The sequence below is a fragment of the Roseobacter sp. YIN89 genome (genome assembly GCF_057219365.1).
Map to the genome: position 1 here is coordinate 988,316 of NZ_JBXVVD010000002.1, position 23,997 is coordinate 1,012,312.

Genomic DNA, 23,997 nt, shown 5'->3' on the forward strand with positions numbered 1-23,997 from the left:
CGCGCAGCGTGGCACTGATCGGTCTTGGCGCCATTGGCCGCGCCGTGCTTCAAGGCACGGATAAAGCGAAGGGCGTAACAGTAACGCATGCATTAGTCCGTGCAGCAAAACGAGACGATGTGCAAAGACGGTTCGGTCCGCACCTGAAGGTGGTCAGTGCATCCGATGAACTGCCGGATGATCTTGATCTGATTGTGGAATGCGCAGGGCACGATGCTGTGCGCACTGAGATTCCGGCCCTTTTGCGCCGTGGTCTCGATGTGGCCATTGTCTCGGTCGGGGCGCTCGCAGATACGCCCTGTCTCGACACATTGCGATCTGCCGCCGCCAACGGCGGCGCGCGTCTGCGCGTTTTTCCCGGGGCAATCGGCGGGATCGATGGCCTCGCCGCGGCTGGTCCGTTTCTCGAAACGGTCAGCTATTGCTCGCGCAAACCACCCGCAAGCTGGTCGGGATCACCTGCCGACGAGACACACGACCTGAAAACAATCACCGAACCAACGGAGATTTTCTCGGGGACAGCGCGCGAAGCGGCTTTGGCATTCCCAAAAAATGCGAACGTTGTGGCCACAGTCGCCCTCGCGGGTGTTGGATTTGATCGAACCCGTGTCAGTTTGATGGCCGACCCAACAGCGCATGGGAACACGCATGAGATTTCCGCCAGCGGCGGAGATTACGACCTAAGCTATGCAACACGAGGTGCCGCGCTGCCGGATAACCCCAAGACATCCTCGCTGACCGCGCAAAGTGTACTGCGCGCGCTACAGGATTTGGCTCCCGGCATTTGTATATAAGTCAGATCGCGGCACCACGCGCGTTTGCCATCCAGCCTAGCGTGTCGTCTGTAGGTTCCGAAGATTTGTATTCCGCCCCAATCGGCGCGTCCCATCCAATCTGCCGGATCACGTCAAAGACATGGGAATAATTCAATTCGCCCCCGTCAGGTGGTCCTCGGTCAGGCACGCGGGCAAACTGAATATGTCCGATTACGGGCTTCAACCGAGCAAGGCGATGCGAGATATCTCCTTCCATGAGTTGCACGTGGTAGCAGTCGAACATCAATTTCAGATTGTCCCGTGCCACCCGCTCGATCAGTTCTTCGGCATGCGACGTGGTAGATAGAAAATAGCCGGGCGCATCGTAGTGATTTAGGGGTTCGATCAGGATCGTGATGCCGTACGGTTCGGCTTTTGCGCAGGCGTACTCCAACGCTGAGACAAAAACGTTCTCGGCCTGCGCACCTTGGGCAAAGCCCGCCATCACATGGATGTTCCGCGCGCCTGTTGCCAAGGCGTAGGCCAAAGCCTGATCGACAGCCGCACGCGCCTCTGGCTCGCGACCGGGTAAGGCGGATAACCCATTCTCTCCGTTGGCCACATCGCCTCTGTCCGTATTCAAACCAAGGAGAGGCAAGCCGGTCTCGTCCAGCGCTGCTTTGACCTCCGCAGGATCAACATCATATGGCCAGTGTACCTCAACCGCATCAAATCCGGCTGTTTTTGCCGCCCTTATGGCGTCAGGGAGGCTGCGATCACGCCATAGAAAGCCCAGATTGGCGGACAGTTGCATTACGCGTCCCACTCTACATCAAATTTGGTGACGACGTCCCGGACTTGCGAGGGCGTCAGCATATTAGGGTTCAAGCCGCGCGTCAGCATTGCCAAGCGCGCCGTGTCTTCAAGCTCTTCTACCGCATTGCAAGCGGATTCTATATCCTTGCCGGCGACCACAGGCCCGTGGTTGGCGAGCATAACGGCACTGCGTTTTCCTGCAAGGCCGCGCACCGCGTCCCCCATTGCCGGGTCTCCGGGAAGAAAAAAGGGAAGGAGTTTGACCCTCCCGAGTTTCATGATGGCGTAGGGTGTCATCGGTGGCAAGAAACAGTCCTCATCGACATCCGGCATCATGGACAAAGCCACAGAGTGGCAACTGTGCAGATGCACGACAGCGCCCGCCTTCGAGCGGGTATCGTAGAAGGCCGTGTGCAACGGCATCTCTTTGGTCGGCGGATCGCCGTCAATCAGGCGTCCATCCGGATCAAAACGGCTCAGGCGTGCGGGGTCCAACAGGCCAAAGCTGGTTCCTGTCGGCGACACCAGCAGGCCACCATCCGGCGTTCTGGCGGAAACATTGCCTGTGCTACCGCCCGTCAAACCCCGGTCAAACAATGACTTGGCCAAAAGGCAAATATGTTCGCGCAAACGGGTTTCTTCCGTCATGTCGGCTCCAGCAAAGAGAAGGCTTTGGCAAAGAAGGTTTCGTCTCCGAAATTTCCGGATTTGAGCGTCAGAGCAATCTGGCGACCGGCCGTTTCGCAATAGGTCCACGGCACACCCGGAGCAATCTCTGCACCGATATCAAGTCGTGCCACCCCCAACGCCTTGGTCACGGCGCCCGATGTCTCGCCACCGGCTACCACAAAGCGTTGGGCCCCTTTGTCGCGGGCGGCAACGGCTAACGTGGCAAGCGCATTTTCAACGATGGAGCCCGCCGCGTCGACGCCCAGCTTTTCCTGCGCTGCGCGTACCGCATCCGGCTCTGCAGTGGCATAGATCATAGGGCATTGGTCGAGCGTTTGGTCGGAAAGCCAAGTCAGCGCGGCATCGACGCCCTCCTCAGCCAGCTTTAAAGGATCAAGGGCATAGCTTGGTGCGCTTTGCGAATATCGCGCAACTTGGGCACGGGTCATGGCAGAGCAACTGCCGGACAAGACAATACCGGCCTGCCCCGTTTCAGGTGGTGCGCTCGCAACTGAATCAGCGGACAGCAGACCGCGCCGCCGATACAGATCAGGCAACGGCATCGCAATCGCACTGCCACCGGTCAGCAAAGGCATATCGGCACAGGCCTCCGCAATCGTGTAGAGATCATCGTTCGCGACAGCATCGGTGACCACATGCGCGATGCCTTCCGCCGCAAGCTGGCTCATTCTGGCCCGCAGCGCATCTGCGCCTTGCGCCACGCTCAAACGATTGGCAAGACCTACACCCTTCGTCACCTGCGGAACTAAAAGCCTCATGAGGTTACTGTCATGCATTGGCGTCAGGGGATGATCCTTCATCGGGCTCTCGGAAAGCAACTGCTCACCAACAAACAGATTGCCCATATAAATTGACCGGCCGTTTTCTGGAAATGCGGGACAATAAATCGTCTGGCTGGTGCCCAAAGCACTCATCAGCGCTTCGGCGACAGGGCCAATGTTGCCCTGCGCAGTGCTGTCAAAGGTCGAGCAGTACTTCCAGAAAAACCTTTCAGCACCCGCCCCGCGCAACCATTCCAGAGCTGCAGAGCATTCGGCCACCGCTTCCGCGACCGGCGCGGTACGGCACTTTAGTGCGATCACTTCGAATGGCGCAGGCTTTGCCGCCGGCTCCTCAGGCACACCGATGCGCAATGAAACAGGCACACCGGCGCGCGACAATAACCCCGCCAAATCAGTGGCACCGGTGAAGTCATCGGCAATGCACCCCAAAAGTGTTGTCATCTGCTCAACCTCACTTTGATCACGTTTCACCGGGCAGTTTCAGACCCGCGTTGCGCGCATATACCTTGGCGACAGCAGCGTCATCTTCTTGCCCGAGCCCCTGCCCCGCAGCCGCCAGATATTGTTGCAGCGCGGCTGCCGTGATCGGCGCACCAAAGCGGGCTTCTTTCGCGATATCAAGCACGATGCCAAGGTCCTTGGGCCAGATGTTGACCGAACTATGCGGTGTATAGTCTCCGGCAATGATGTGCGGCGCGCGGTTTTCAAGCATCCAACTGCTGCCCGCGCATTTACTTATGACTTCCAGAAAAGTGTCGGGCGCAACGCCTTGCGTCATACCGAATGTCATTGCTTCGGCCATTGCCGCAATGTGCACACCCGCCAGCATCTGGTTGACCGCTTTCATTGCCGAACCTGCACCAGCTGCGTCACCCAATTCAAAAACCGTCTCGGATATCGCGTCCAAGACCGGACGCGCCGCCGCGAATGCTTCCTCGGTACCAGCCGCCATGATCGACAGCTGCCCTTGCGCCGCCTTGATCGACCCGCCGGAGATTGGCGCATCAAGATAGTGCACACCGTATTCAGCCGCTTGCGACGCCATTGCGCGGGCAAAGGCAGGTGGCACGGTCGCGCAGGCCACCACCACGCTGCCGCGCGACATCCGCGGCACAATCCCCGCCTGCCCGAAGAGCACAGTTTCGGTTTGTTCGGCATTGAGCACGACAATGACCGCGACATCTATGGCTGCAGCGACTTCTTCCAGAGCACCCAGCGCGCCGCCATCTGCGATGAACTTGGCTGTCTGCGCCTCGTTCACGTCGAATCCATGGGTTTTGTGCCCAGCGCGCAGCGCAGAACCGGCGATCCCGTACCCCATCGAACCAAGGCCAATAACGGCCGCTGTCACTGTTTGCGACATTGCTCTCCCCAATATGTGTCTCCTGTTGGTTGGACCTTAGCCGTCCGCTGCCGCGAACACAAAGCCACAGGTCGGTCCAGGCGCAATTTCACAGGTGCCGCAGACTGTGCGTTTCCAGTATCTCGAGCAGAACAGCGCGCGCCTCTTCGCGGTGCGTGCGGTGTACCTGTCGCGCTTTGTCGCCGTCGCCCGCCGCAATGGCTTCGAGCAGCGCACGGTGATCGTCGTTTGATCGCAGCGGCAAAGGCCGTATATGCAGCGTGATTTTCTTGGCCCGCCGGACCTGATCTTCCATCATCGCAACAATATTCTGGATACGCCGGTTGCCGCCCAGACGAACCAATTCTTTGTGAAACCGGTCATCCGCGCTCGACCACGCATCGCGATCCCCGCTTTCAAGTGCTGAATCCATGTCGTCGATCGCCGTGCTCAAGGCGGCCAGATCATTCTGACCGAAACCGGCCTCTGCCGCTTTTGCCGCGGCGAGGCTCTCAAGCTCTGTCAACACATCATAGATGTCGGCCATGTCTTGCGGCGACACGGCCAGAACCCGCATGCCTTTCCGCGGACGCAATTCCACAAGGCCTTGCGCTTCGAGGGTCAATGCTGCCTCACGCACAGGTGTGCGCGACATACCAAGTCTTTCCGCGATCTCCCCCTCAAGATGATCCGACCCCGGACCAAGCTCGCCGTGAAAAATCATGCTGCGCAATGCCTCCACGGCCCGCTGTGTGTTGGACTTCCCTTCGCTGCCAGTCACTGACCCGCCTCGCCCAGATGAATTTTCCTCCCTTCCTGCGCAGAAGCATAGACGGCATTACGAATGCGTATGACAGTGCAATAATCCTGTGCTGTGTTCTCCACCGGCGTGCCTTCGACCATCGCTGCGATGACATGCGCCTGCAAATGGTAGACGCAGTCTCCACCAAAACCGTCAGAGCGATCCGCGGGCAGCAAGGTTGATGATGTTTGCGTACCGAACTTTCGCAGCTCTACCCTGCCATCTCCGAACAAAGACAAGGTGCCTTCGGTCCCTTCAAAAAGCGCTTCACCCATGGTGCGTCGCAGATTGTCTGCCGCGTGGTCCAGATGCCGATTTCCGTCAAAGACCGATCGTACGCCACTCGGATGGTCAAACAACACGACCCCTGCATCTTCGCCTGCGATCACCGGATTGAGCCGTCTCAAATCTGCGTAAACCGCGATCGGGTTTCCGAAAAGGTAGCGGAACGTGTCGATCCAGTGGACGCCGGTTTCGTGGATCAGGAACGCGGGCATCTCCTGAAAGTATGGCTGGCGATCAAGATAAGCAGATGGCCCCTGTCCGTCACCGGGCCTCAGCCGGAAGGAGGCCTGCATCGGGTGCCCGATGTCGCCCGCATCAATCGCAGATTTGATCCGCCGGTACCAAGGCATAAAGCGAAAATTCTCGTGTACGATCAGCGTGGCACCTGCCGCCTCGGCTTCGGCACTGACAGCCTCTGCCTCGTCAATCGATAGGCAAAACGGTTTTTGACAGATGATCCAGCCGACCCCCTTTTCGATCGCGGCACGTATGATCTCTGCTTGACCTGTTGGCGGCACGATAATGTCCAGCAGATCCGGTTTTACTGCCGTGATCATCTCGGTCACGGATGAGAAAGGCGGCGCACCCGTAGCCTTCGCCGCCTCGAGATTGAAATCAGCAGCCCCCACGACCTCAACGCCCGGCATTCGCGCCCAAGCGTTATAGTGAAACTGGCTGAAATACCCTGCACCTACGCAGGCGACACGGATCGGCTTGTCGCTCATGGTTTTAGTTCAGCCATGATAGCACGGGCTGCCTCTGCTGTAGACGCTGTTCCGCCAAGATCACCCGTCAGAACCTCTCCATCGGCGATGACAGTCTCGACCGCTTCGCGCAAACGCGTACCGTCTCGGCGCAAGGCGGGTGCATCTTTTCGAACGCCGAGCCACTCCAACATCATGGCAGCAGACAGGATCATGGCCATGGGGTTGGCTTTGCCCTGTCCTGCAATGTCCGGTGCCGAACCGTGACAGGGTTGGAATACAGCATGATCAAGGCCGATGTCAGCCGATGGCGCAAGGCCCAGCCCGCCCATCAGCCCTGCCCCAAGATCAGACAGGATATCCCCGAACATGTTCTCAGTGACCAGCACGTCAAACTCCCAAGGTTTGAGAACGAACCACAATGCGGTTGCATCGACATAGGCGTGATCGGCTGCAAGGTCAGGATGTTTCGCTGCCTCCGCGTCGAAAATCTCGCGAAAAAAGGCGAAAGCGCGAAAAACGTTGGCCTTGTCGACGCATGTAACGCGCCCCGGCCCTCGTCCGGTTTCTTTGCGCTCTTTAGCCAGCCCAAAAGCAAATTCAAAAAGGTGTTCTGAAATCTCACGCGTAATCAACAACGTCTCGCGCGCTTCGTCCTTTGTTACCTCGCCGCAGCCCTGCGTGTGGAACAACCCTTCGGTACTTTCGCGGATCAGCACAAAATCGACCTCTGTGTCAGGCGGAAGGTTCAAAGGTGTTTTCTGGCCCGCCGAAATCCGAACAGGGCGTACGCCCGCGAACAGCGTCAGTGCTTTTCTAAGGTCGATTTGCGGTGAAATCTCGGTGCCATCGGGATAGCGCACCGATGGCAATCCCATAGCAGAAAGCAGGATCGCATCTGCAGCCCGTGCAGTCGCCATAGAGCTTTCGGGCAAGGACTCTCCGGTTTCAGCGTAATGGGCCGCTCCTGCCGGGCAGTTTTCGAATGACAGCGAATACCCGCTCAGTCGCGCCATAATCGACAGGATTTCCAGCGTAGGCGCCATGATCTCAGGCCCGATCCCGTCGCCTTCAAATACCGCTATCTTAAATTCGTCGGCCATTTTGGGTCCTTTTGTAAAACCATGCAGGGTTAAGTCGCATATTTGTGAAATAATGTATACATTAAAAAATACGTTGCCTAAGAAATGTGCGCAGCATACGCTGATTGACAGGCGACCACAGCGCCCGAACATCATGGGGGTGAAAGAATAATCATGTTTGCAGTGGTAGTTGAATTCACATTGAAACACGGCTCATGGGACGATTTCATGCCGCTGATGTACGAAAATGCAGCCACGTCGCTTCGCGAAGAGCCCGGCTGCCACCAGTTTGATGTGGCAACCAATCCCGAGAAACCTCAGGAAGTATTTCTGTACGAACTCTATACCGACGCGCTTGCTTTTGAGACCCACAAGAACATGCCGCACTTTATGAGTTTCGATGCCCTGTCGGCTGGCTACGTTGCCGACAAAAAGGTCATGACTTTTGCAAAGGTCGTGCAATGAGCACTTGGCAGGTACACGCGATCAAATACGCCGACCGCAACGCCAGAACGCGCGCGGACAGTTTTATATTCGACGATAATCACGATGCACCGCACCCGATGGACTATTTCATCTGGCTGTTGCGCCGCGGTAGCGAGGCCATTCTGGTCGATACCGGCTATGATGCAGACGAAGGCACGCGACGCGACCGCCCGATCCGGCTTGATCCGGTCGAAGCGCTGGCGCCCTTTCACCTGAAACCGACCGAGATCACGGATGTCATCGTGACCCACCTGCATTACGACCATGCTGGCGGATTACATCTGTTTCCCAATGCCCGCCTGCACCTGCAAGCCGCTGAAATGGCTTATGCCACAGGCCCGTGCATGTGCCACGATACGTTGCGCATGCCCTTTACCGCCGGACATATCTGCGAAACCATTCAACGGCTTTACGCCGGCAAGGTGCAGTTTTACGAAGGTGACGGCGAAATTCGCGAGGGCGTCACCGTTCATTGTATTGGCGGTCACAGCCGCGGATTGCAGGCTGTCCGCGTCAAGACAGAAGCAGGGTGGTTGGTTCTGGCATCGGACGCCGCGCACTACTACGAAAACGTCTTTGCCCGAAAACCTTTCCCTATCGTTGTCGACCTGCAGAACATGTTGGACGGGTTTGACACGCTTCACAAACTTGCGTCCAACCCGTCGCTCATTGTACCGGGTCACGACCCGCTGGTGACGCAAGCCTTTCCATCCGAGCTTGCAGAGCACATCTGGCGACTGGATCACGGCCCGGACCGTCCCATTCCCAACGCGGGGACCCCCTAATGCCCAAATTTCAGGCAATATGATCGGTTGATGCACAGCTTGCAAAGCTTCCCAGTGGCCAAGCTGTGCTCTCTCATGTGAGACTGTTGCATCTGCAGTAAAGACCAAAGAGACGTAAGACCTTGCTGATGCGCGCCGCAACACCGCTTGACCAGCCCCGCGCGATTGGCAACGCGCGGCTAAGCACGAAATTGGGGCCTCACGGTACGTGCATCGACGCGTTGCGTCAGTCGGGCGCGCTCAAGCTTTTGTTTCCGCGCAACCCGAATTACGTAGAAGCTATCATCGTCAATACGGCAGGTGGGATCACCGGCGGCGACGATTTCAAGATCAGCGCCAGCGCAGGCGCGGACACACGGACGACGCTTACCACTCAGGCTGCAGAGCGCGTATACCGCGCGCAACCGGATCAGGTCGGACGGCTGACGACTTCGCTCAGTGTGGCAACGGGCGCTACTTTGCACTGGGTGCCACAGGAAACAATCCTCTACGATCAGGCAAATCTCGAGCGGCGTCTGACCGTGGACCTTGCACCGGATGCACGCCTTGTAATGGCCGAAGCCGTTGTCTTTGGACGACAAGCGATGGGCGAGCGTCTGCAACAGGCCCGGTTTTCCGACCGTATCGAGATCCGGCGCGCCGGTGTGCCACTTTACCGTGATGGCACCGAATTGCATGGGAACATCGCCCAAGAGCTTGACCGGCCTGCTGTCGCCGCTGGTGCCAGAGCAATGGCAACTCTGGTGTGGGTTGCCAAAGAAGCCGAAGGTCATCTGACCCGAATACGGGACTTGATCGGTGTGACAGGTGGTGCAAGCATGATCCAGCACGACACAATGACCGTCCGCCTGCTTGCCGAAGACAGTTTCGCCCTGCGCCGATGCCTTGTCCCGGTGCTGGACCTGATGACAGAAAATGCCCTGCCACTGAGTTGGAGACTTTAGTACATGCAACTGACACCGCGCGAAAAAGACAAACTACTGGTTGCCATGGCCGCCGAGGTGGCACGCCGCCGACTGGCCCGCGGGGTCAAACTGAACCACCCCGAAGCCATCGCATTGATCACAGAAGCGGTCGTGGAAGGCGCGCGCGACGGGCGCTCTGTGGCTGATATGATGGAAGCCGGCGCTCAGGTCATCACGCGGGACCAATGCATGGAGGGTGTCCCCGAAATGATCCACGACGTGCAGGTTGAGGCAACATTTCCCGATGGCACCAAACTGGTGACCGTACATAACCCGATCCGATAGGAGCACTGCCATGATTCCCGGAGAAATCTTTACTGCTGATGGCGACATTGCGCTGAACGAAGACCGCGAAGCCGTCACGATCATGGTAGCAAACACCGGCGACAGGCCCGTTCAGGTCGGCAGCCATTATCACTTTGGCGAGGCCAACGAGGCGCTTGAGTTCGACCGTGCCGCGGCGCGCGGCATGCGCCTCGATATCGCGGCAGGCACTGCTGTTCGGTTCGAACCAGGTCAGCGGCGCGAGGTTCAACTCATCCCTTATGGAGGTGCGCGCAGGATATACGGTTTCAATCAGCAGGTGATGGGCGATCTGTGATCGTTTCAAATCCAAATTCAGGGAGAAAAAGAGATGTGTGATATTTGCGTGATCAATGCGGTAAAGGACAAGATGCTTTCCCGGCGAGACTTTTTCAAAGCCTCTGCAGCAACCGGCGCGGCAGCCGCGATTGGCACCGTGGCGACCGCACCCGCCGCTTTGGCCGGAGGACACGGCGGCATTGTCGATATGACTCACAAGCTCAGCCCGGAATTTCCAACTTTCTTCGGCGTGCCCGGGATATCAACCGAGCAGGTTTTCAATTTCGCCGACAACGGCTTTAACCTGCTGAACCTTACGATCAACGAGCACACTGCAACTCATATTGACGCGCCGTTGCACTTTTCGGCGGACGGGTTGAGCGTGGATGAAATCCCGGTCAGCGATCTGGTTGTTCCGCTATGCAAGATCGACATCGCGGCCCGCGCAGCCGAGGACGCCGATACACAAGTCACTCCCGATGACCTGAAGGCATGGATTGCCGCCAATGGCGACATTCCGGACAAGGCGTGCATTGCAATGTACTCTGGCTGGGCGGAAAAAAGCGGATCAGCCGCAGATTACGTGGGCAACGACGCCGATAACGTCAAGCACTTCCCCGGCTTTCACCCCGAAGCAACCGCCATGCTGCTTGAAGAGACAACCGCCGCTGCGATGGCCGTAGACACGCTGTCTCTCGACCATGGCCCGTCGGCGAATTTTGCCACGCATTACGCGTGGCTGCCCGCCAACCGCTACGGCATTGAAAACCTTGCCGGGCTCGCAGATGTCCCCGCAGCAGGCGCGACACTTGTTGTCGGCGCACCCAACCACGCGGGCGGCACGGGCGGCCCTGCCCGCATCTTCGCGATGATCTGATGGCAACGGTGCCGCTCATATCGGATGAAGAGGCCAGCGCCGAGGTACAAGCTGTCTTTGACGACATCCGTCGCGTGCGCGGCACCGATTTCATCAACAACTTCTGGCGCGCCTTGGCACATGATCCAGCAACGCTCAGGGCTACTTGGGAGCGGCTGAAAACCGTCATGGGACCGGGCGCGTTGGACCCTTTGGTCAAGGAAATGCTCTATATTGCGGTTTCGACAGCCAACGGATGTGAATACTGCATCCATTCCCATACCGCTGCCGCCAAGGCCAAAGGCATGTCACCAGAGCAATATGGCGAACTGGTCTCCGTCATTGGCATGGCAATGCAAACCAACGGCCTTGTTACGGCACTGCAGGTGCCTGTGGACGAGGTTTTCAAAGTGAATTCGCAAACATCAACCTAGCAGAGGCGTAAAGAGTATGAACATTTACATGACCAACCCGCTGAAGATCTGGGCCAACAGCGTCGAGTTGGCAACACTGTTGTCTGAGGCGCAGGCGATTATCGCAATGCGCGTGATTGGCCTTGCCGGCATCTGGTCCGTGACCCCATACGAAAACACACGCATGGTATCCGAAAAGGCCTATGCGCTGACCAAATCCGCCAGCGATGCCACGCGCGCTTCTCTCAGGGGCGCCCCGCCCGACGCCGTGATCGCTGCCGCCATCAAACCGATCCGCCAGAAAACCCGCGCAAATGCCCGCCGCCTCGCGAAGCGCGGGATCAAACGGGGCTGAGACATGGTTGGTCGCGCGCGTTTTCTCCGGTCAAACCCGACCGTCACCGCCTTGGGCTTGGCGGTCACCCTGAGTGGCCTACTGCCGCATGCGGCCGGCGCGCAGGCGGTAGACTGCGGCAACGCGGCCACGCAAATGGATATGAACATCTGCGCGGCACAAGAATTTGACGCCGCGGATGGAGACCTCAATGCCACCTATCAATTGGCAATGAGCGAGTGGCTGGGAGGTCGGGATACACCGAACGGTCAGGCCCTTTTGGCCGCGCAACGTGCGTGGCTTGCATATCGCGATGCCCATTGTGACGCAGCAGCTGCGATCTATGAGGGCGGTTCCATCCAACCGATGATTTATTCCCTGTGTCTGACGGATCTGACGCGCACCCGCACCGAACTGATCCGCACCTATGCCGAACCCTATTGAGCCTTTGAAAGGACTGTTTCATGCCCACAACGATCCCACGTTCCAGTTACGCGGCCATGTTCGGCCCCACCACGGGCGACAAGGTACGCCTGGCTGACACTGACCTCATCATCGAAGTGGAACGCGATCACACCACCTACGGCGAAGAGGTCAAATTCGGTGGCGGCAAGGTGATCCGCGACGGCATGGGGCAGTCTCAGGTCACCCGCGCGCAAGGTGCTGTCGATACCGTCATCACAAATGCGCTGATCGTGGACCACACCGGCATCTACAAGGCAGACGTGGGTCTGCGCGACGGGCGTATTCACAAGATCGGCAAGGCCGGCAATCCCGATACACAGCCGGGTGTCGACATCATCGTCGGGCCCTCGACCGAAGCTATTGCAGGCGAAGGCAAGATCCTCACGGCTGGCGGCTTTGACAGCCACATCCACTTCATCGCGCCACAGCAGATCGACGATGCGCTGCATTCGGGCGTCACCACCATGCTTGGCGGCGGCACAGGCCCCGCGCATGGTACCCTTGCCACGACCTGCACACCGGGCAGCTTTCACATCGGCCGCATGTTGCAGGCGCTTGACGCTTTTCCGATGAACTTCGGTCTTTCGAGCAAAGGCAACGCCAGCCAGCCCGCAGCACTTGTTGAAATGGTCGAAGCCGGCGCCTGCGCCATGAAACTGCACGAAGACTGGGGCACGACGCCGGGCGCCATCGACTGCTGCCTTTCGGTGGCCGACGATATGGACGTGCAGGTGATGATCCACACCGATACGCTGAACGAGAGCGGTTTCGTCGAAAACACTGTCTCTGCCATGAAGGGCCGGACGATCCACGCGTTTCACACCGAAGGCGCCGGCGGCGGGCACGCGCCAGACATCATCAAAATCTGCGGTGACGCCAATGTTCTGCCCTCTTCGACAAACCCGACGCGCCCGTTCACTGTAAACACGCTGGAAGAGCACCTCGACATGCTCATGGTTTGCCACCACCTCGACAAATCCATCCCCGAGGATGTTGCCTTTGCCGAGAGCCGCATCCGACGTGAAACGATCGCGGCCGAAGACATCCTTCATGACATGGGCGCCTTTTCGATCATCGCCTCAGACAGTCAGGCGATGGGGCGCGTCGGCGAAGTCATCATCCGCACGTGGCAAACTGCCGACAAGATGAAAAAGCAGCGCGGCCCGCTTGCAGAAGAAATAGGCGACAACGACAACATGCGCGTTCGCCGCTACATTGCCAAATACACGATAAATCCGGCAATTGCGCACGGCATCAGCCATGAAATCGGTTCTATCGAAGAGGGCAAGCGCGCGGACCTGTGCCTCTGGAACCCTGCATTCTTTGGGGTGAAGCCAGAGATGGTATTGATGGCCGGCACCATCGTCTGTGCGCAGATGGGGGATACCAATGCCTCCATCCCCACACCGCAACCCGTATATACGCGACCGATGTTTGGTGCGTTCGGGCGATCCGTCGAGCATTCTGCCGTCACTTTCGTATCGCAAGCGGCCCAATCTGCCGGGATCGGAGACACGCTCGGCCTGCGCAAACAAACCATTGCCGTGAGAGGCACGCGCAACATCGGTAAATCCGACCTGATCCTCAACGACGCGCTGCCACAAATCGAAGTGAACCCGGAGACTTACGAAGTACGTGCCGACGGCGAACTGCTGACCTGCCAGCCTGCGCAGGAACTGCCTATGGCGCAGCGGTATTTTTTGTATTGAGAAAGGCGGCGTGATGCTTGCAACCTTCCCCGTGCCCATGCGCACACCGCAATGCGGCTTTGCAGCATTGACTGTTCTGCGTGCCGAACCAACGTGTTATGCCCCTCATAAGGGAGGAAACCAAACGCATTTTATCGAGGTTTCCAATGGCACATACACTCAACACACAGCATTCCGTCAGCGTCACAGGGATCGTCACCCGGGCACTGCAATGGATCTGGAACGGTCTGATCATCATGGGCGAAAACAGCGCACGCGCACGTGTTCTGCACCAGATCGGACAGCTCAGCGATGCCGAGCTTCAGGCGATCGGGGTAACCCGCGCCGATCTGGTCAAACGCGTCATGTCGGACGGCTATCACTTGTAAAAGCTGCGGGGCTGGAATGACCGCCCCGCAACTTGCTCAAAAATACCACGATCACCCGCATGGCACGCCCTCCAGTACCATTTGCCTGACCTATGAGGACAGGTTTATCCGGCGCAAGGTGCTGACCACCGAAGACGGCAGCACGGTGCTGGCCGACCTGCCGCAAACTACCTCGCTCAATCACGGGGGCGTTCTGGTTCTGGCCGATGGTGGCGAGATCGAGATCACGGCAGCACCAGAGCCGCTGCTGGAAATACGCGGTCCACACCTGCACCGGCTGGCGTGGCACATCGGAAACCGGCACACACCCTGTCAGATCGGCGATGACAGGCTTCTTATTCAGCGTGATCACGTGATGGCGCAGATGCTCGACGGTCTGGGTGCCGAGGTCTGCGAGGTAACAGAACCATTCACACCTGAGGGCGGCGCTTACGGCCATGGTCGGACTCATGGGCATGATCACACAGCGCAGCACGGGCCAGACGGTCACCACCACCACCACGGCCAACCCCCTCATGAACACTGATCTTCTGACCCTCACGCAATGGCTGTCGCCTGCTTTTCCGGTGGGTGCATTCGCCTATTCCCACGGGCTGGAGCACGTCATCGAACGCGGGGATATGCCGGATGCGTCAAGCCTGTCGCAGTGGATGCGTGATCTTCTCGACTATGGCGGGCCACGCAGCGATGTGACGCTTTTGGCGGCGGCGTATCATGACAATGGCGAAAATCTGGGGATGATCGATGCGCAGGTACGAGCATTCGCCGCCTCACAGGAGCGGTTGCTTGAAACGGTGGCGCAAGGGGCCGCCTTTGCCCGCACGGTTGATGCGGTGTGGCATACTGCACTGGGCCCCTTGTGTTATCCTGTGGCGGTTGGCCGTGCCGCGCGGTTAAAGTCCCTGCCGCTGGATGCAACGTGTGACGTCTTTTTACATGCAGTCATGGCCAACCTGATTTCCGTCGCGGTGCGGTTGGTCCCATTGGGTCAAACGGACGGACAACGCGTATTGTCGGACCTCGCACCGGTGATCCTGTCGGCATCGGCGGACGCCCGTCAGACGCCGCTGTCGGGACTGGCAACAGCGTGCTTTGCCGCTGATATCGCCGCAATGCACCACGAAACGCAATATTCCAAGGTATTCCGCACATGAGCCAAGCCCCCTCTTTCAACGGACCACTGCGCATCGGAATTGGCGGCCCCGTCGGGGCGGGCAAAACCACGCTCACAGCAGCGCTGGCCCGCGCTTTGGGCGCGCACCATTCGATCGGCGTGATCACCAATGACATCTATACGCGGGAAGATGCCGAAGCATTAATGCGTCTGCAGATCCTGCCGCAGGACAGGATCATCGGCGTGGAGACGGGCGGGTGCCCGCACACAGCAATCCGCGAAGACGCGTCCATCAACCTCGCCGCCGTTGCCGAAATGCAGGCCCGTCATCCTGATGTCGAAGCTGTTCTGATCGAGAGCGGCGGCGACAACCTCAGCGCGACGTTCTCCCCCGAACTGGCCGACGTCACCATCTATGTTATTGACGTTGCCGCTGGCGAGGAAATCCCGCGCAAGGGCGGGCCAGCCATCACGCGTTCGGACATCCTCATCATCAACAAGACCGATCTTGCGCCACATGTCGGTGCGTCTCTGGAAGTGATGGAACGCGATGCGGCGAAGATGCGGGCGGGCCGTCCGTTTGTCTTTACCGCACTGCGCCACGGCGAGGGTGTCGCCGACGTCATCCGCGAACTGCGCGCGATTTCGGGCCTTGGGCTACTTGAGCAACACCCCGCAGAAGCCTGATAAATATTGCTAATCTTCGGGGCACGGCTGCCCTGCAGCCCCCCATAGGCGCAGATCGTATATATGCGCTTTCAGGCTGTAGGGCGCGGGTTCGCGCGTGCCGCCGGGTGACCATGCCCAGTGCAGTATGACGTCATGGCCGAGGTGATCGACCAGATCATCCACGCTGCGTCCACCATTGCGCGCGACATCGCGGAGCTGGCTGCAGATGGTCTCACTGTCCTGACCGAACCAATGCGCCTCTGGCGGGGCCAGCCGCCACGCATCGGTGACCTGCGGCGCGGCATGAGGGCGGCGGTTGTCCGGCGCATCCTGCGCGGTGACGTGGCACGTCCGGCACGGCAGAGTTTCGGCACCGATGCGGCTTGGACCTGCGCGGACATTCATTCCGTGCGGGCGCGCACGACCGTAGCTGGGGCCGGACCACATGGGCCGGTCATCGGCCCCGACATGGCAATTGGCACAGCGCGGATGCGACGTGACCTCGTAGATGCGCGACCACGCCTCCAACCCGGCCTGACGGGCCTCGTCGGACGCATGAGCCGTGCCGCACAAAAACATGAAAACCAACAATATTCTCATGAATCATTCAAGCGCCTTGCCGCGTCGTGAACCGCCGCCCGAAGCCGGACATAGGTGCCGCACCGGCACAGGTTTCCACTGAGCGCTGCATCGATATCCGCGTCAGACGGCTCGGGCGTCAGGCTGAGAAAAGACGCCGCCTGCATGATCTGACCCGACTGGCAGTACCCGCACTGCGCCACCTCATGCGCGATCCACGCGGCCTGAACGGGGTGCGGGTTTTCCGGTGTCCCCAACCCCTCGATGGTGGTGACATCGCCGTCCACATCGCCAAGGGCCAATTGGCACGACCGCACGGCGATCCCGTCAACATGGACGGTGCAGGCACCGCACTGCGCGACGCCGCACCCATACTTGGTTCCGGTCAACCCGAGGACATCGCGCAGCACCCACAAAAGCGGCATTTCGGCGGGTGCCGTAACATCATGCTGGGTTCCGTTGACTGTCAGTTGCATCGCGCTTCCCCAGTTCTGTGCAATTCAGAAATAGACCGCACGCGCAACACTGACAACTGCATCCGGCGCGGACGCCACGGAACACCCATAAACCAAGGAAATCCGCTATCGGTTTCGCGTCGGTGCAACGTCGGTATTGCGTCGGTGCGGCGCGGTCCAGAGCCCCGTATCGACCCGAATATTGAGAACATTCCTGCAACTGTTAAGATGACCGAAACGACCATGAAGGAGTTCTACCCGATGAGTACGCTCAAGTTTGACGACAAAGCGGCTGAGAATCTGGTCAAAGCCTACTCCACTCCCGACGTCAAAGCGCAGCGCGCTGCGGTTATAGACCTGCTGGCACTGACGCCCGGCGCGCATGTTATCGACGTGGGCAGCGGCCCCGGTTTTCTCTGCGAGGCGATGGCGGAAAAGGTCGGCCCGCAGGGTCGCGTGCTGGGCGTTGATATCTCGACGGACCTGCTTGCCCTGTCGCGGCAGCGCAACCCGCCGCCGCAGCTGACCTATGCGGAAGAAAATGCGTTGGCACTGAGCGCCGCAGACGGCAGCTTTGACGTGGCTGTGTCGACGCAGGTTGCGGAGTATATTCCGGACACCGCGGCCCTGCTGGGTGAGATGTTTCGGGTCTTAAAACCGGGAGGACGGGCGCTGGTGCTGGCAACGGACTGGAACTGCGTCGGGTGGTATAGCGAGGATCCCGAACGCATGGATCGCGTGTTGCGGGCATGGGAAGGGCATGCGGCTTATCCGAGCCTACCGCGCACCCTTGCGCATGACATGACATCGGCGGGGTTTGCCGTGCCCCAAATCCACGCGCATCCGATCATCAACCAGACCTTTGAGCCCAGCAGGTACAGCTATGGCGTGGCAAAGATCGTCCGGTCATATATCGAGGCAAACACGCCCGAAGGCGCGCCCGACCCGACCGACTGGTTCAACGAACTTCAGTCGCTTGCCGATGCCGGACGCTACTATTTTTCCACCGCGCGGATGATCTTTATCGCGGAAAAACCCGCCTAGAACTCCACCACGGCGCGGATCGATTTGCCCTCATGCATCAGGTCGAAACCGTGGTTGATGTCTTCGAGCTTGAGTTTGTGCGTGATCATCGGGTCGATCTCGATCTTGCCGTCCATGTACCAGTCAACGATCTTCGGCACATCTGTACGCCCCTTGGCCCCGCCAAAGGCCGTGCCGCGCCAGACGCGTCCCGTAACAAGCTGGAACGGTCGTGTGGAGATTTCTGCGCCTGCGGGGGCCACGCCGATGATGATGCTCTCGCCCCAGCCCTTGTGTGCGCATTCCAATGCGTCGCGCATCACCTTTGTGTTGCCTGTGGCGTCAAAGGAATAATCCGCACCGCCTTTTGTTAATTCAACCAAATGAGCGACCAGATCGCCATCCACGTTCTTTGGATTGACAAAATCAGTCATTCCGAAGTGTTTGCCCATTTCCGCCTTGTCATCGTTCAGGTCCACCCCGACGATCTGATCGGCACCGGCAAGCTTGAGGCCCTGAATGACGTTGAGACCGATGCCACCCAGACCAAAGACGACACAGCGCGCGCCGATCTCGACCTTGGCAGTATTGATCACCGCGCCGATGCCTGTGGTCACGCCGCATCCGATGTAGCAGATTTTGTCAAAGGGCGCGTCCTTGCGCACCTTGGCCAGTGCGATCTCTGGCACGACCGTGTGATTGGCAAAGGTCGAGCAGCCCATGTAGTGGTGGATCGGCGTGCCGTCGAGCATGGAAAACCGCGTCGTGCCGTCGGGCAGCAGGCCCTGGCCTTGGGTGACACGAATTTTCTGGCACAGGTTTGTCTTGCCGCTCAGGCAGTATTCGCATTCGCGGCACTCTGGCGTGTAAAGCGGGATGACGTGATCGCCAACCTCAAGCGTTGTGACACCCTCGCCCACTTCAAGCACCACGCCGGCGCCTTCGTGTCCGAGAATGGCCGGAAAGATACCTTCGGGGTCGTCACCGGAGCGGGTGAATTCATCGGTATGGCACAGGCCGGTCGCCTTGACTTCGATCAGCACCTCACCCACGCGCGGGCCTTCAAGGTTTACTTCCATGATTTCGAGAGGTTTGCCGGCTGCTACCGCAACGGCTGCACGGGTTTTCATCATCTCAACGGGTCCTTTCGCGCAAGATTTCTGCCCCCAGAGAAAAGCAGTTGCGCCATATGTCAAGCCTTTGCCGGTGCAACCAGCGAGCCGCGCATGATCATCTGTGTTTCGAGCCGGGTCGAAGAGAGGGTGTGTGCGCCTGCCAGCTTGGCCAGCAACAGGCGGGCGGCCACCTGCCCCATTTCCTGTTGCGGAACCCGCACGGTGGTCAGGGCGGGCCAGACCACGCGCGCGATGCCGATGTCGTCAAAGCCGACAAAAGACATGTCCTGCGGCAGCGACAGCCCCATGTCGCGTGCCGCGATCATGGCGCCTGCCGCCTGAGCGTCGTTGGCGCAGATCACCACCGTGGGTGTTTCCGCCTGCGCCATGATCTGCCGGAAAGCCGCTGCCGCGTCGTCGAGCTTGTAAGGCACTTCGACCACATGGGTGAGCCGTGCGCCCTGCCCGAAGGCCTCCACACAACTGCGCACCCCTGCAAGGCGCGCGCGGGCGCGGTCGTTGGTCGCGCATTCCCCCGCGATGACCGCGATGCGGCGGTGTCCCAGATCAAGGGCCGCCTTGGCTGCTCTGGCTGCGGCGGCCTCGTTGTCAAAGCCCACGAAGTGTTGCCCGGGCCGCGCCATGTCGATCCATGAGACGACATGCGGCACGCTGCGCTTGTCGAGAAAATCCCACGTCTCGGCGGCGCGGTCATTCCCGATGAGCAGCAGCCCATCCGCCCCGCGCGCCACCAGCGCCTTGATCTGCAGTGCCTCTTGTGCGGGGTCAAAGCCGGTGGTTGCGACGAGCAGGGTTACTCCTTCTTTGGCCAATTCTTCCTGAAACGCCTGCAGGCCGTTGGCAAACATCGCATTGGCCATCGAAGGAATGACGGCGCCCACGGTGTTTGTGCGCCGTGAGGCCAGCGCCCGCCCGCCGAAATGCGGCGTGTAGCCCAGCGTCTCGATGGCGGTCTCGATCTTTTTGCGCGTGGCCTCGGCCACTTTGTCAGGTTCATTGAGCGCGCGCGAAATGCTCGCCGTGGAGACCCCGGCAAGCCGCGCCACATCTGCCAGCGTGGGTGCGTCTGATTTGGTCATGGCGGGCCCCCGGAACGGTGGCGGCAGCGTGGCTGCCTTTTGGTTAACTTTTTCGGTTCCGCAAAGTGTAAGCGCTTGCATAAAATGATGCAAGCGCTTACACACACTCTCACGGAAGGATTCTCTGATACAGGGGCACGCCCCGTCGACCCGCCCCTTTCCGTTTCGAAAACTGCGACAAGCTGGAGGCGCCCAATGGCCCGTAACTATCTCAAAAAAGCTGAAAAAACCGCGATGACGGACGCGAGCGACGTCCGCGAAACCGTGATGGGCATTTTGGATGACATTGAAAAGGGCGGCGATGCGGCGGCGTTGAGATACGCCGAGAAGTTCGACAATTACACCGGCAACATTGTGTTGACCGAAGAAGAAATCGCCGCGGCCGGCGCCAAAGTAAGCCAGAAGCTGAAAGACGATATCGCCTTTGCGCACGACAATGTGCGCCGCTTTGCAGAGACCCAGAAATCGACCATGACAGACGTGCAGCTTGAGGTCGTACCGGGGCTTATCGCCGGTCAGAAAGCGATCCCCGTGCGCGCGGCCGGGTGCTATGTACCCGGCGGTCGCTACAGCCACATTGCCAGCGCCATTATGACGGTGACCACGGCGAAAGTTGCCGGCTGCCAGCATATCACGGCGTGTTCTCCGCCGCGTCCCGACGTGGGCATCAATCCCGCGATTATCTATGCCGCCCACCTTTGCGGCGCGGACAAGATCCTGTCGATGGGCGGTGTTCAGGGGGTCGCTGCGATGACCTTTGGCCTGTTTGGCCTGCCCCAAGCGGATATTCTGGTGGGACCGGGCAACCAATTCGTTGCCGAAGCCAAACGCATCCTGTTCGGCCGCGTGGGCATCGACATGATCGCGGGCCCGACAGACAGCCTGATCCTTGCCGACAAGGACGCCGACCCGTTCATTGTGGCCACCGACCTCGTCGGGCAGGCCGAGCACGGGTACAACTCGCCCGTCTGGCTGGTCACCGACGATACCGCTCTGGCGGAAAAGGTGATGGAGCTTGTCCCCGGCCTGATTGAAGACCTGCCAGAACTGAACCGCGACAATGCCCGTGCCGCGTGGCGCGACTATGCCGAAGTCATCGTGTGCGGCGACCGAGAAGAGATGGCCGCCTGTTCGGACGACTACGCGCCCGAGCACCTGACAGTGCAGGCCAATGATCTGGACTGGTGGCTGGGGCGGCTACAGTGCTATGGTTCGTTGTTCCTTGGCGAAGAGACAACTGTCGCCTTTGGAGACAAGGCGTCGGGCACCAACCACGTGTTGCCGACCTCGCGGTCTGCCAAATACACCGGCGGGCTTTCGGTGCATAAATACATGAAGATTGTCACGTGGCAGCGCGCGACCCGCGACGGGGCCAAGCCTGTGGCCGAAGCCACTGCACGCATTTCGCGCCTTGAAGGCATGGAAGGTCACGCACGCACCGCCGACGCGCGCCTGCACAAGTACTTTCCACAGGAAAACTTTGACCTCTCGGCCACGGACTGAAGATGATGCGTGCGTTGTTTGATGTCACCGGCAAAACCGTTTGCGTCACAGGGGCCAGTTCCGGTCTCGGGCGGCAGGCGGCGACGCTTTTGGCAGAGGCAGGCGCAAAGGTCGTGGGCGTTGCCCGCCGTCACGAAGAACTGACCGCGTGGCGCGAGAACACCGCCGGTGAAACTGCTTGCGTTGCGGCCGATCTGGCCAACCGAGAGGGGTTGGCGGCAGTGGCGCAGGCGGTTTGCGACCCGTTCGGGTCTATCGACATCCTGATCAACGCGGCCGGGATCAATACCCGGCAGCACGCCGACGCGGTCACCGCCGAAGGGTGGGACATTACTATGGATCTCAACCTCGCGGCCCCGTTCTTTCTGGCGCAAGCACTTGTGCCTGGGATGAAGGAAAGCGGCTGGGGCCGGATCATAAATTTCGCGTCGTTGCAGTCGCGGCGCGCCTTTGCCAGCGGGATCAGCTATGGCGCGTCCAAGGGCGGGGTCGAGCAAATGACGCGTGCCATGGCCGAAGCGTGGTCAGGTTACGGCATCACTGCAAACGCAGTCGCGCCGGGATTTTTCCGCACTGAACTGACGGGCCCTGTTTTCGCCGATCCGGTGCTGTCCCAGAAAAACGCCGATCAGACGTGCATCGGACGCAATGGCGAACCTTCTGACCTTGACGGCCCCCTGATGTTCTTTTGCACGCCGGCATCCGATTACGTGACCGGGCAAATCCTGTTTGTTGACGGAGGTTTCACAGCAAAATGAAAGCTTTAGTATACACTGGCGTTGAAGAACTTACCTATATGGATCGCCCCATGCCTACTCCGGCAGAAGGGGAGCATCTGGTGCGCATTGACGCGTCCGGCATTTGCGGTTCTGACATGCATGCTTTTCTCGGCCATGACGAGCGCCGCCCTGCCCCGTTGACACTGGGGCATGAAGCAGCCGGCGTTATCGTGGGCGGGCCGTTGGACGGGCGCCGGGTGACGATCAACCCGCTGGTGGCCTGCGGCACCTGCCGCGATTGCACGGCGGGGCGCGAAAACCTCTGTGCCCAGCGCCAGATCATCTCGATGCCGCCGCGCGAGGGTGCCTTTGCCGAATACGTCTGTATGCGCGAGCGCAACCTTGTCACGGTTCCTGACCATGTTGACCTGCGCAAGGCGGCACTGGCCGAGCCTTTGGCCTGCGGGTGGCACGCGGCGCGGCTGGCACGTGCAGTTCTGGGCGGCAGCTATGCCGGCATGCGGTGCGCGGTCATCGGTGGCGGCGCGATTGGCGTCGGCGCGGCGCTGTCGCTGAAAGCGCAGGGCGCGGACGATATTGTCGTGATCGAGCCCAACGCGCTGCGGCGCGAGACTTTGGCCGCCATCGACGGATTTTCGGTCTGCGCGCCGGATGCCGCGGGATTTCCGGAAAACGGCGGCGCGGACTGCGTCATCGACGGGGTCGGATATGCCGCGACACGCGCCACTGCCAGCGCGCTGGCCCGTCAGGGAGGCGTGATTGCGCACATTGGCCTTGGCGAGGCGACCGGTGGCTTGGATATCCGCCGTATGACGCTGCAGGAGATTACATTTATCGGAACCTATACCTATACGCCTAAAGACTTTGTCGAGACGTCCGAAGCGATTTTTGATGGCCGTTTTGGGGCACTGGACTGGATCGAAACCCGCGCGTTGGCTGATGGGCAGGCCGCCTTTACCGACATCCGGTCGGGCAGCGTCGCGGCCCCCAAGATTGTTTTGATCCCCGAGCACGCCACGCATTCATAGTCCGACAGCCAGAGAGGATAGCCATGTACAGCAAAATAATCGTAGGTCTCGCACTGGATCACGGGATCAGTGAAACGGCCTTGGCCAAAGCAAACTTGCTGCTCGACGATGGCGGCGAGATCATCGCCCTGCATGTATATGAAACGCCGGGCGGCACGGTCAGCGCTTATGTGTCGGAAGCCGACATGGCGCGCGGCCGCGAGAATGCCAAAACCCGTCTGGCGGACCGGGTTGCCGATGTCCCCAATGTTACGCCTGTTTTGATCAATGGCCACTCTGGGCTGGAGATCACCGATTACGCCAAGAAAAATGGTGCAGACTGCATCATCGTGGGGTCGCACAAGCCCGGACTGGCCGACTTTCTGCTCGGATCAACCGCCGCGCGGATCGTGCGCCATGCGCATTGCACGGTGATCGTGCTGCGCTGACCCCTTACTGACACACCCAGAA

General features: G+C 59.7%; 31 protein-coding genes. 20 read left to right on the forward strand and 11 right to left on the reverse strand.

Translation table 11 applies throughout. The features are described 5' to 3' along the window. The first annotated feature begins 8 nt into the window (after positions 1-8). Entirely contained in the window at positions 9-794 is a 786-nt protein-coding gene (locus tag AC2D8V_RS11025) for an aspartate dehydrogenase (RefSeq protein ID WP_484733575.1), read from the forward strand. 1 nt (position 795) lies between these two features. Here AC2D8V_RS11025 and AC2D8V_RS11030 read toward each other — a convergent pair whose 3' ends face one another. The 7 genes from AC2D8V_RS11030 to AC2D8V_RS11060 form a co-directional block, all read right to left on the reverse strand. Next, on the reverse strand, positions 796-1,569 hold the full coding sequence (locus tag AC2D8V_RS11030; RefSeq protein ID WP_484733576.1) for a hydroxypyruvate isomerase family protein: 774 nt from the start codon (positions 1,567-1,569) through the stop codon (positions 796-798). Next, complete coding sequence (gene otnC / locus AC2D8V_RS11035; protein WP_484733577.1) at positions 1,569-2,219, reverse strand: 3-oxo-tetronate 4-phosphate decarboxylase; 651 nt, start codon at positions 2,217-2,219, stop codon at positions 1,569-1,571. Before otnC ends, AC2D8V_RS11030 begins: the two co-directional genes overlap by 1 nt. Then, positions 2,216-3,484, reverse strand: a complete 1,269-nt coding sequence (gene otnK / locus AC2D8V_RS11040) for a 3-oxo-tetronate kinase (protein WP_484733578.1) — start codon at positions 3,482-3,484, stop codon at positions 2,216-2,218. The genes otnC and otnK overlap by 4 nt, the downstream gene beginning before the upstream one ends. Positions 3,485-3,503: 19 nt before the next feature. Next, positions 3,504-4,406, reverse strand: coding sequence for an L-threonate dehydrogenase (ltnD, locus tag AC2D8V_RS11045; RefSeq protein ID WP_484733579.1), 903 nt, complete (start codon positions 4,404-4,406; stop codon positions 3,504-3,506). A gap of 88 nt (positions 4,407-4,494) precedes the next feature. After that, positions 4,495-5,166, reverse strand: a complete 672-nt coding sequence (locus AC2D8V_RS11050; RefSeq protein WP_484733580.1) for a GntR family transcriptional regulator — start codon at positions 5,164-5,166, stop codon at positions 4,495-4,497. Beyond that, positions 5,163-6,197, reverse strand: a complete 1,035-nt coding sequence (locus AC2D8V_RS11055) for a Gfo/Idh/MocA family protein (RefSeq protein ID WP_484733581.1) — start codon at positions 6,195-6,197, stop codon at positions 5,163-5,165. The genes AC2D8V_RS11050 and AC2D8V_RS11055 overlap by 4 nt, the downstream gene beginning before the upstream one ends. Continuing rightward, positions 6,194-7,279 (reverse strand): isocitrate/isopropylmalate dehydrogenase family protein, encoded by a 1,086-nt coding sequence (locus AC2D8V_RS11060; RefSeq protein ID WP_484733582.1) that lies wholly within the window; start codon positions 7,277-7,279, stop codon positions 6,194-6,196. Before AC2D8V_RS11060 ends, AC2D8V_RS11055 begins: the two co-directional genes overlap by 4 nt. Positions 7,280-7,432: 153 nt before the next feature. On the opposite strand from AC2D8V_RS11060, the gene AC2D8V_RS11065 reads away from it, so the two are divergent. The 14 genes from AC2D8V_RS11065 to ureG all read left to right on the forward strand — a co-directional run bounded on the left by AC2D8V_RS11065 (position 7,433) and on the right by ureG (position 16,022). Next, complete coding sequence (locus AC2D8V_RS11065; RefSeq protein WP_484733583.1) at positions 7,433-7,723, forward strand: putative quinol monooxygenase; 291 nt, start codon at positions 7,433-7,435, stop codon at positions 7,721-7,723. Further along, positions 7,720-8,529, forward strand: coding sequence for an N-acyl homoserine lactonase family protein (locus AC2D8V_RS11070; RefSeq protein ID WP_484733584.1), 810 nt, complete (start codon positions 7,720-7,722; stop codon positions 8,527-8,529). The genes AC2D8V_RS11065 and AC2D8V_RS11070 overlap by 4 nt, the downstream gene beginning before the upstream one ends. A 128-nt stretch (positions 8,530-8,657) precedes the next feature. Next, positions 8,658-9,473: an urease accessory protein UreD gene (locus AC2D8V_RS11075; protein ID WP_484733585.1), complete on the forward strand. Its 816-nt coding sequence runs from the start codon at positions 8,658-8,660 to the stop codon at positions 9,471-9,473. 3 nt (positions 9,474-9,476) lie between these two features. Further along, positions 9,477-9,779, forward strand: coding sequence for an urease subunit gamma (locus AC2D8V_RS11080; RefSeq protein WP_484733586.1), 303 nt, complete (start codon positions 9,477-9,479; stop codon positions 9,777-9,779). Positions 9,780-9,789: 10 nt separating this feature from the next. Next, on the forward strand, positions 9,790-10,095 hold the full coding sequence (locus AC2D8V_RS11085; protein ID WP_484733587.1) for an urease subunit beta: 306 nt from the start codon (positions 9,790-9,792) through the stop codon (positions 10,093-10,095). 33 nt (positions 10,096-10,128) lie between these two features. Continuing rightward, positions 10,129-10,953 (forward strand): cyclase family protein, encoded by an 825-nt coding sequence (locus tag AC2D8V_RS11090; protein ID WP_484733588.1) that lies wholly within the window; start codon positions 10,129-10,131, stop codon positions 10,951-10,953. Then, the gene (locus AC2D8V_RS11095) at positions 10,953-11,366 is read left to right on the forward strand and encodes a carboxymuconolactone decarboxylase family protein (RefSeq protein WP_484733589.1); all 414 of its coding nucleotides are present in this window, start codon (positions 10,953-10,955) and stop codon (positions 11,364-11,366) included. The genes AC2D8V_RS11090 and AC2D8V_RS11095 overlap by 1 nt, the downstream gene beginning before the upstream one ends. A gap of 16 nt (positions 11,367-11,382) precedes the next feature. After that, positions 11,383-11,700 carry an antifreeze protein gene (locus AC2D8V_RS11100; RefSeq protein ID WP_484733590.1) on the forward strand — a complete coding sequence of 106 codons (318 nt, stop codon included), beginning with the start codon at positions 11,383-11,385 and terminating at the stop codon, positions 11,698-11,700. 3 nt (positions 11,701-11,703) lie between these two features. After that, the gene (locus AC2D8V_RS11105) at positions 11,704-12,123 is read left to right on the forward strand and encodes a lysozyme inhibitor LprI family protein (protein ID WP_484733591.1); all 420 of its coding nucleotides are present in this window, start codon (positions 11,704-11,706) and stop codon (positions 12,121-12,123) included. A gap of 20 nt (positions 12,124-12,143) precedes the next feature. Further along, positions 12,144-13,853, forward strand: a complete 1,710-nt coding sequence (gene ureC / locus AC2D8V_RS11110; protein WP_484733592.1) for an urease subunit alpha — start codon at positions 12,144-12,146, stop codon at positions 13,851-13,853. Positions 13,854-13,999: 146 nt separating this feature from the next. Further along, positions 14,000-14,221: a hypothetical protein gene (locus AC2D8V_RS11115; protein WP_484733593.1), complete on the forward strand. Its 222-nt coding sequence runs from the start codon at positions 14,000-14,002 to the stop codon at positions 14,219-14,221. A 16-nt stretch (positions 14,222-14,237) separates the two neighbouring features. Continuing rightward, entirely contained in the window at positions 14,238-14,747 is a 510-nt protein-coding gene (ureE, locus tag AC2D8V_RS11120) for an urease accessory protein UreE (RefSeq protein WP_484733594.1), read from the forward strand. Continuing rightward, positions 14,737-15,375 carry an urease accessory protein UreF gene (locus tag AC2D8V_RS11125; protein WP_484733595.1) on the forward strand — a complete coding sequence of 213 codons (639 nt, stop codon included), beginning with the start codon at positions 14,737-14,739 and terminating at the stop codon, positions 15,373-15,375. Before ureE ends, AC2D8V_RS11125 begins: the two co-directional genes overlap by 11 nt. Then, the gene (ureG, locus tag AC2D8V_RS11130; protein WP_484733596.1) at positions 15,372-16,022 is read left to right on the forward strand and encodes an urease accessory protein UreG; all 651 of its coding nucleotides are present in this window, start codon (positions 15,372-15,374) and stop codon (positions 16,020-16,022) included. Before AC2D8V_RS11125 ends, ureG begins: the two co-directional genes overlap by 4 nt. Before the next feature lie 9 nt (positions 16,023-16,031). Here the strand turns inward: ureG and AC2D8V_RS11135 are convergent, their stop codons facing one another. Further along, positions 16,032-16,604 carry a hypothetical protein gene (locus AC2D8V_RS11135; RefSeq protein WP_484733597.1) on the reverse strand — a complete coding sequence of 191 codons (573 nt, stop codon included), beginning with the start codon at positions 16,602-16,604 and terminating at the stop codon, positions 16,032-16,034. Continuing rightward, positions 16,601-17,059, reverse strand: a complete 459-nt coding sequence (locus AC2D8V_RS11140) for a (2Fe-2S)-binding protein (protein WP_484733598.1) — start codon at positions 17,057-17,059, stop codon at positions 16,601-16,603. Before AC2D8V_RS11140 ends, AC2D8V_RS11135 begins: the two co-directional genes overlap by 4 nt. A 207-nt stretch (positions 17,060-17,266) precedes the next feature. Here AC2D8V_RS11140 and AC2D8V_RS11145 point away from each other — a divergent pair, with 207 nt between their 5' ends. Continuing rightward, on the forward strand, positions 17,267-18,082 hold the full coding sequence (locus AC2D8V_RS11145) for a methyltransferase domain-containing protein (protein WP_484733599.1): 816 nt from the start codon (positions 17,267-17,269) through the stop codon (positions 18,080-18,082). Here the strand turns inward: AC2D8V_RS11145 and AC2D8V_RS11150 are convergent. Both AC2D8V_RS11150 and AC2D8V_RS11155 read right to left on the reverse strand, forming a co-directional pair. Next, entirely contained in the window at positions 18,079-19,191 is a 1,113-nt protein-coding gene (locus tag AC2D8V_RS11150; protein WP_484733899.1) for an S-(hydroxymethyl)glutathione dehydrogenase/class III alcohol dehydrogenase, read from the reverse strand. The genes AC2D8V_RS11145 and AC2D8V_RS11150 overlap by 4 nt on opposite strands. A 62-nt stretch (positions 19,192-19,253) precedes the next feature. Continuing rightward, positions 19,254-20,276 carry a LacI family DNA-binding transcriptional regulator gene (locus AC2D8V_RS11155; protein WP_484733600.1) on the reverse strand — a complete coding sequence of 341 codons (1,023 nt, stop codon included), beginning with the start codon at positions 20,274-20,276 and terminating at the stop codon, positions 19,254-19,256. Positions 20,277-20,471: 195 nt separating this feature from the next. Between AC2D8V_RS11155 and hisD the strand changes: the two genes are divergently transcribed. Genes hisD through AC2D8V_RS11175 form a run of 4 tightly spaced genes read left to right on the forward strand, consistent with a single transcriptional unit; the run spans position 20,472 to position 23,975 of the window. After that, the gene (hisD, locus tag AC2D8V_RS11160; RefSeq protein ID WP_484733601.1) at positions 20,472-21,779 is read left to right on the forward strand and encodes a histidinol dehydrogenase; all 1,308 of its coding nucleotides are present in this window, start codon (positions 20,472-20,474) and stop codon (positions 21,777-21,779) included. 5 nt (positions 21,780-21,784) lie between these two features. Then, complete coding sequence (locus AC2D8V_RS11165) at positions 21,785-22,537, forward strand: SDR family NAD(P)-dependent oxidoreductase (RefSeq protein WP_484733900.1); 753 nt, start codon at positions 21,785-21,787, stop codon at positions 22,535-22,537. After that, the gene (locus AC2D8V_RS11170; RefSeq protein WP_484733602.1) at positions 22,534-23,547 is read left to right on the forward strand and encodes an alcohol dehydrogenase catalytic domain-containing protein; all 1,014 of its coding nucleotides are present in this window, start codon (positions 22,534-22,536) and stop codon (positions 23,545-23,547) included. Before AC2D8V_RS11165 ends, AC2D8V_RS11170 begins: the two co-directional genes overlap by 4 nt. Before the next feature lie 23 nt (positions 23,548-23,570). Then, the gene (locus tag AC2D8V_RS11175; protein ID WP_484733603.1) at positions 23,571-23,975 is read left to right on the forward strand and encodes a universal stress protein; all 405 of its coding nucleotides are present in this window, start codon (positions 23,571-23,573) and stop codon (positions 23,973-23,975) included. The last annotated feature ends 22 nt before the right edge of the window (positions 23,976-23,997 follow it).

Bases quoted from the DNA above. Each gene is read 5' to 3' on its own strand.
- ltnD (WP_484733579.1), bottom strand. From the start codon at position 4,406: ATGTCGCAAACAGTGACAGCGGCCGTTATTGGCCTTGGTTCGATGGGG.
- AC2D8V_RS11140 (WP_484733598.1), bottom strand. From the start codon at position 17,059: ATGCAACTGACAGTCAACGGAACCCAGCATGATGTTACGGCACCCGCC.
- AC2D8V_RS11105 (WP_484733591.1), top strand. From the start codon at position 11,704: ATGGTTGGTCGCGCGCGTTTTCTCCGGTCAAACCCGACCGTCACCGCC.
- AC2D8V_RS11125 (WP_484733595.1), top strand. From the start codon at position 14,737: ATGAACACTGATCTTCTGACCCTCACGCAATGGCTGTCGCCTGCTTTT.
- ureC (WP_484733592.1), top strand. From the start codon at position 12,144: ATGCCCACAACGATCCCACGTTCCAGTTACGCGGCCATGTTCGGCCCC.
- AC2D8V_RS11070 (WP_484733584.1), top strand. From the start codon at position 7,720: ATGAGCACTTGGCAGGTACACGCGATCAAATACGCCGACCGCAACGCC.
- otnC (WP_484733577.1), bottom strand. From the start codon at position 2,219: ATGACGGAAGAAACCCGTTTGCGCGAACATATTTGCCTTTTGGCCAAG.
- hisD (WP_484733601.1), top strand. From the start codon at position 20,472: ATGGCCCGTAACTATCTCAAAAAAGCTGAAAAAACCGCGATGACGGAC.
- AC2D8V_RS11065 (WP_484733583.1), top strand. From the start codon at position 7,433: ATGTTTGCAGTGGTAGTTGAATTCACATTGAAACACGGCTCATGGGAC.
- AC2D8V_RS11060 (WP_484733582.1), bottom strand. From the start codon at position 7,279: ATGGCCGACGAATTTAAGATAGCGGTATTTGAAGGCGACGGGATCGGG.
- AC2D8V_RS11075 (WP_484733585.1), top strand. From the start codon at position 8,658: ATGCGCGCCGCAACACCGCTTGACCAGCCCCGCGCGATTGGCAACGCG.
- AC2D8V_RS11135 (WP_484733597.1), bottom strand. From the start codon at position 16,604: ATGAGAATATTGTTGGTTTTCATGTTTTTGTGCGGCACGGCTCATGCG.
- AC2D8V_RS11095 (WP_484733589.1), top strand. From the start codon at position 10,953: ATGGCAACGGTGCCGCTCATATCGGATGAAGAGGCCAGCGCCGAGGTA.
- otnK (WP_484733578.1), bottom strand. From the start codon at position 3,484: ATGACAACACTTTTGGGGTGCATTGCCGATGACTTCACCGGTGCCACT.
- AC2D8V_RS11155 (WP_484733600.1), bottom strand. From the start codon at position 20,276: ATGACCAAATCAGACGCACCCACGCTGGCAGATGTGGCGCGGCTTGCC.
- AC2D8V_RS11100 (WP_484733590.1), top strand. From the start codon at position 11,383: ATGAACATTTACATGACCAACCCGCTGAAGATCTGGGCCAACAGCGTC.
- AC2D8V_RS11145 (WP_484733599.1), top strand. From the start codon at position 17,267: ATGACCGAAACGACCATGAAGGAGTTCTACCCGATGAGTACGCTCAAG.
- AC2D8V_RS11055 (WP_484733581.1), bottom strand. From the start codon at position 6,197: ATGAGCGACAAGCCGATCCGTGTCGCCTGCGTAGGTGCAGGGTATTTC.
- ureE (WP_484733594.1), top strand. From the start codon at position 14,238: ATGACCGCCCCGCAACTTGCTCAAAAATACCACGATCACCCGCATGGC.
- AC2D8V_RS11175 (WP_484733603.1), top strand. From the start codon at position 23,571: ATGTACAGCAAAATAATCGTAGGTCTCGCACTGGATCACGGGATCAGT.
- AC2D8V_RS11080 (WP_484733586.1), top strand. From the start codon at position 9,477: ATGCAACTGACACCGCGCGAAAAAGACAAACTACTGGTTGCCATGGCC.
- AC2D8V_RS11030 (WP_484733576.1), bottom strand. From the start codon at position 1,569: ATGCAACTGTCCGCCAATCTGGGCTTTCTATGGCGTGATCGCAGCCTC.
- ureG (WP_484733596.1), top strand. From the start codon at position 15,372: ATGAGCCAAGCCCCCTCTTTCAACGGACCACTGCGCATCGGAATTGGC.
- AC2D8V_RS11150 (WP_484733899.1), bottom strand. From the start codon at position 19,191: ATGAAAACCCGTGCAGCCGTTGCGGTAGCAGCCGGCAAACCTCTCGAA.
- AC2D8V_RS11165 (WP_484733900.1), top strand. From the start codon at position 21,785: ATGCGTGCGTTGTTTGATGTCACCGGCAAAACCGTTTGCGTCACAGGG.
- AC2D8V_RS11115 (WP_484733593.1), top strand. From the start codon at position 14,000: ATGGCACATACACTCAACACACAGCATTCCGTCAGCGTCACAGGGATC.
- AC2D8V_RS11170 (WP_484733602.1), top strand. From the start codon at position 22,534: ATGAAAGCTTTAGTATACACTGGCGTTGAAGAACTTACCTATATGGAT.
- AC2D8V_RS11085 (WP_484733587.1), top strand. From the start codon at position 9,790: ATGATTCCCGGAGAAATCTTTACTGCTGATGGCGACATTGCGCTGAAC.
- AC2D8V_RS11090 (WP_484733588.1), top strand. From the start codon at position 10,129: ATGTGTGATATTTGCGTGATCAATGCGGTAAAGGACAAGATGCTTTCC.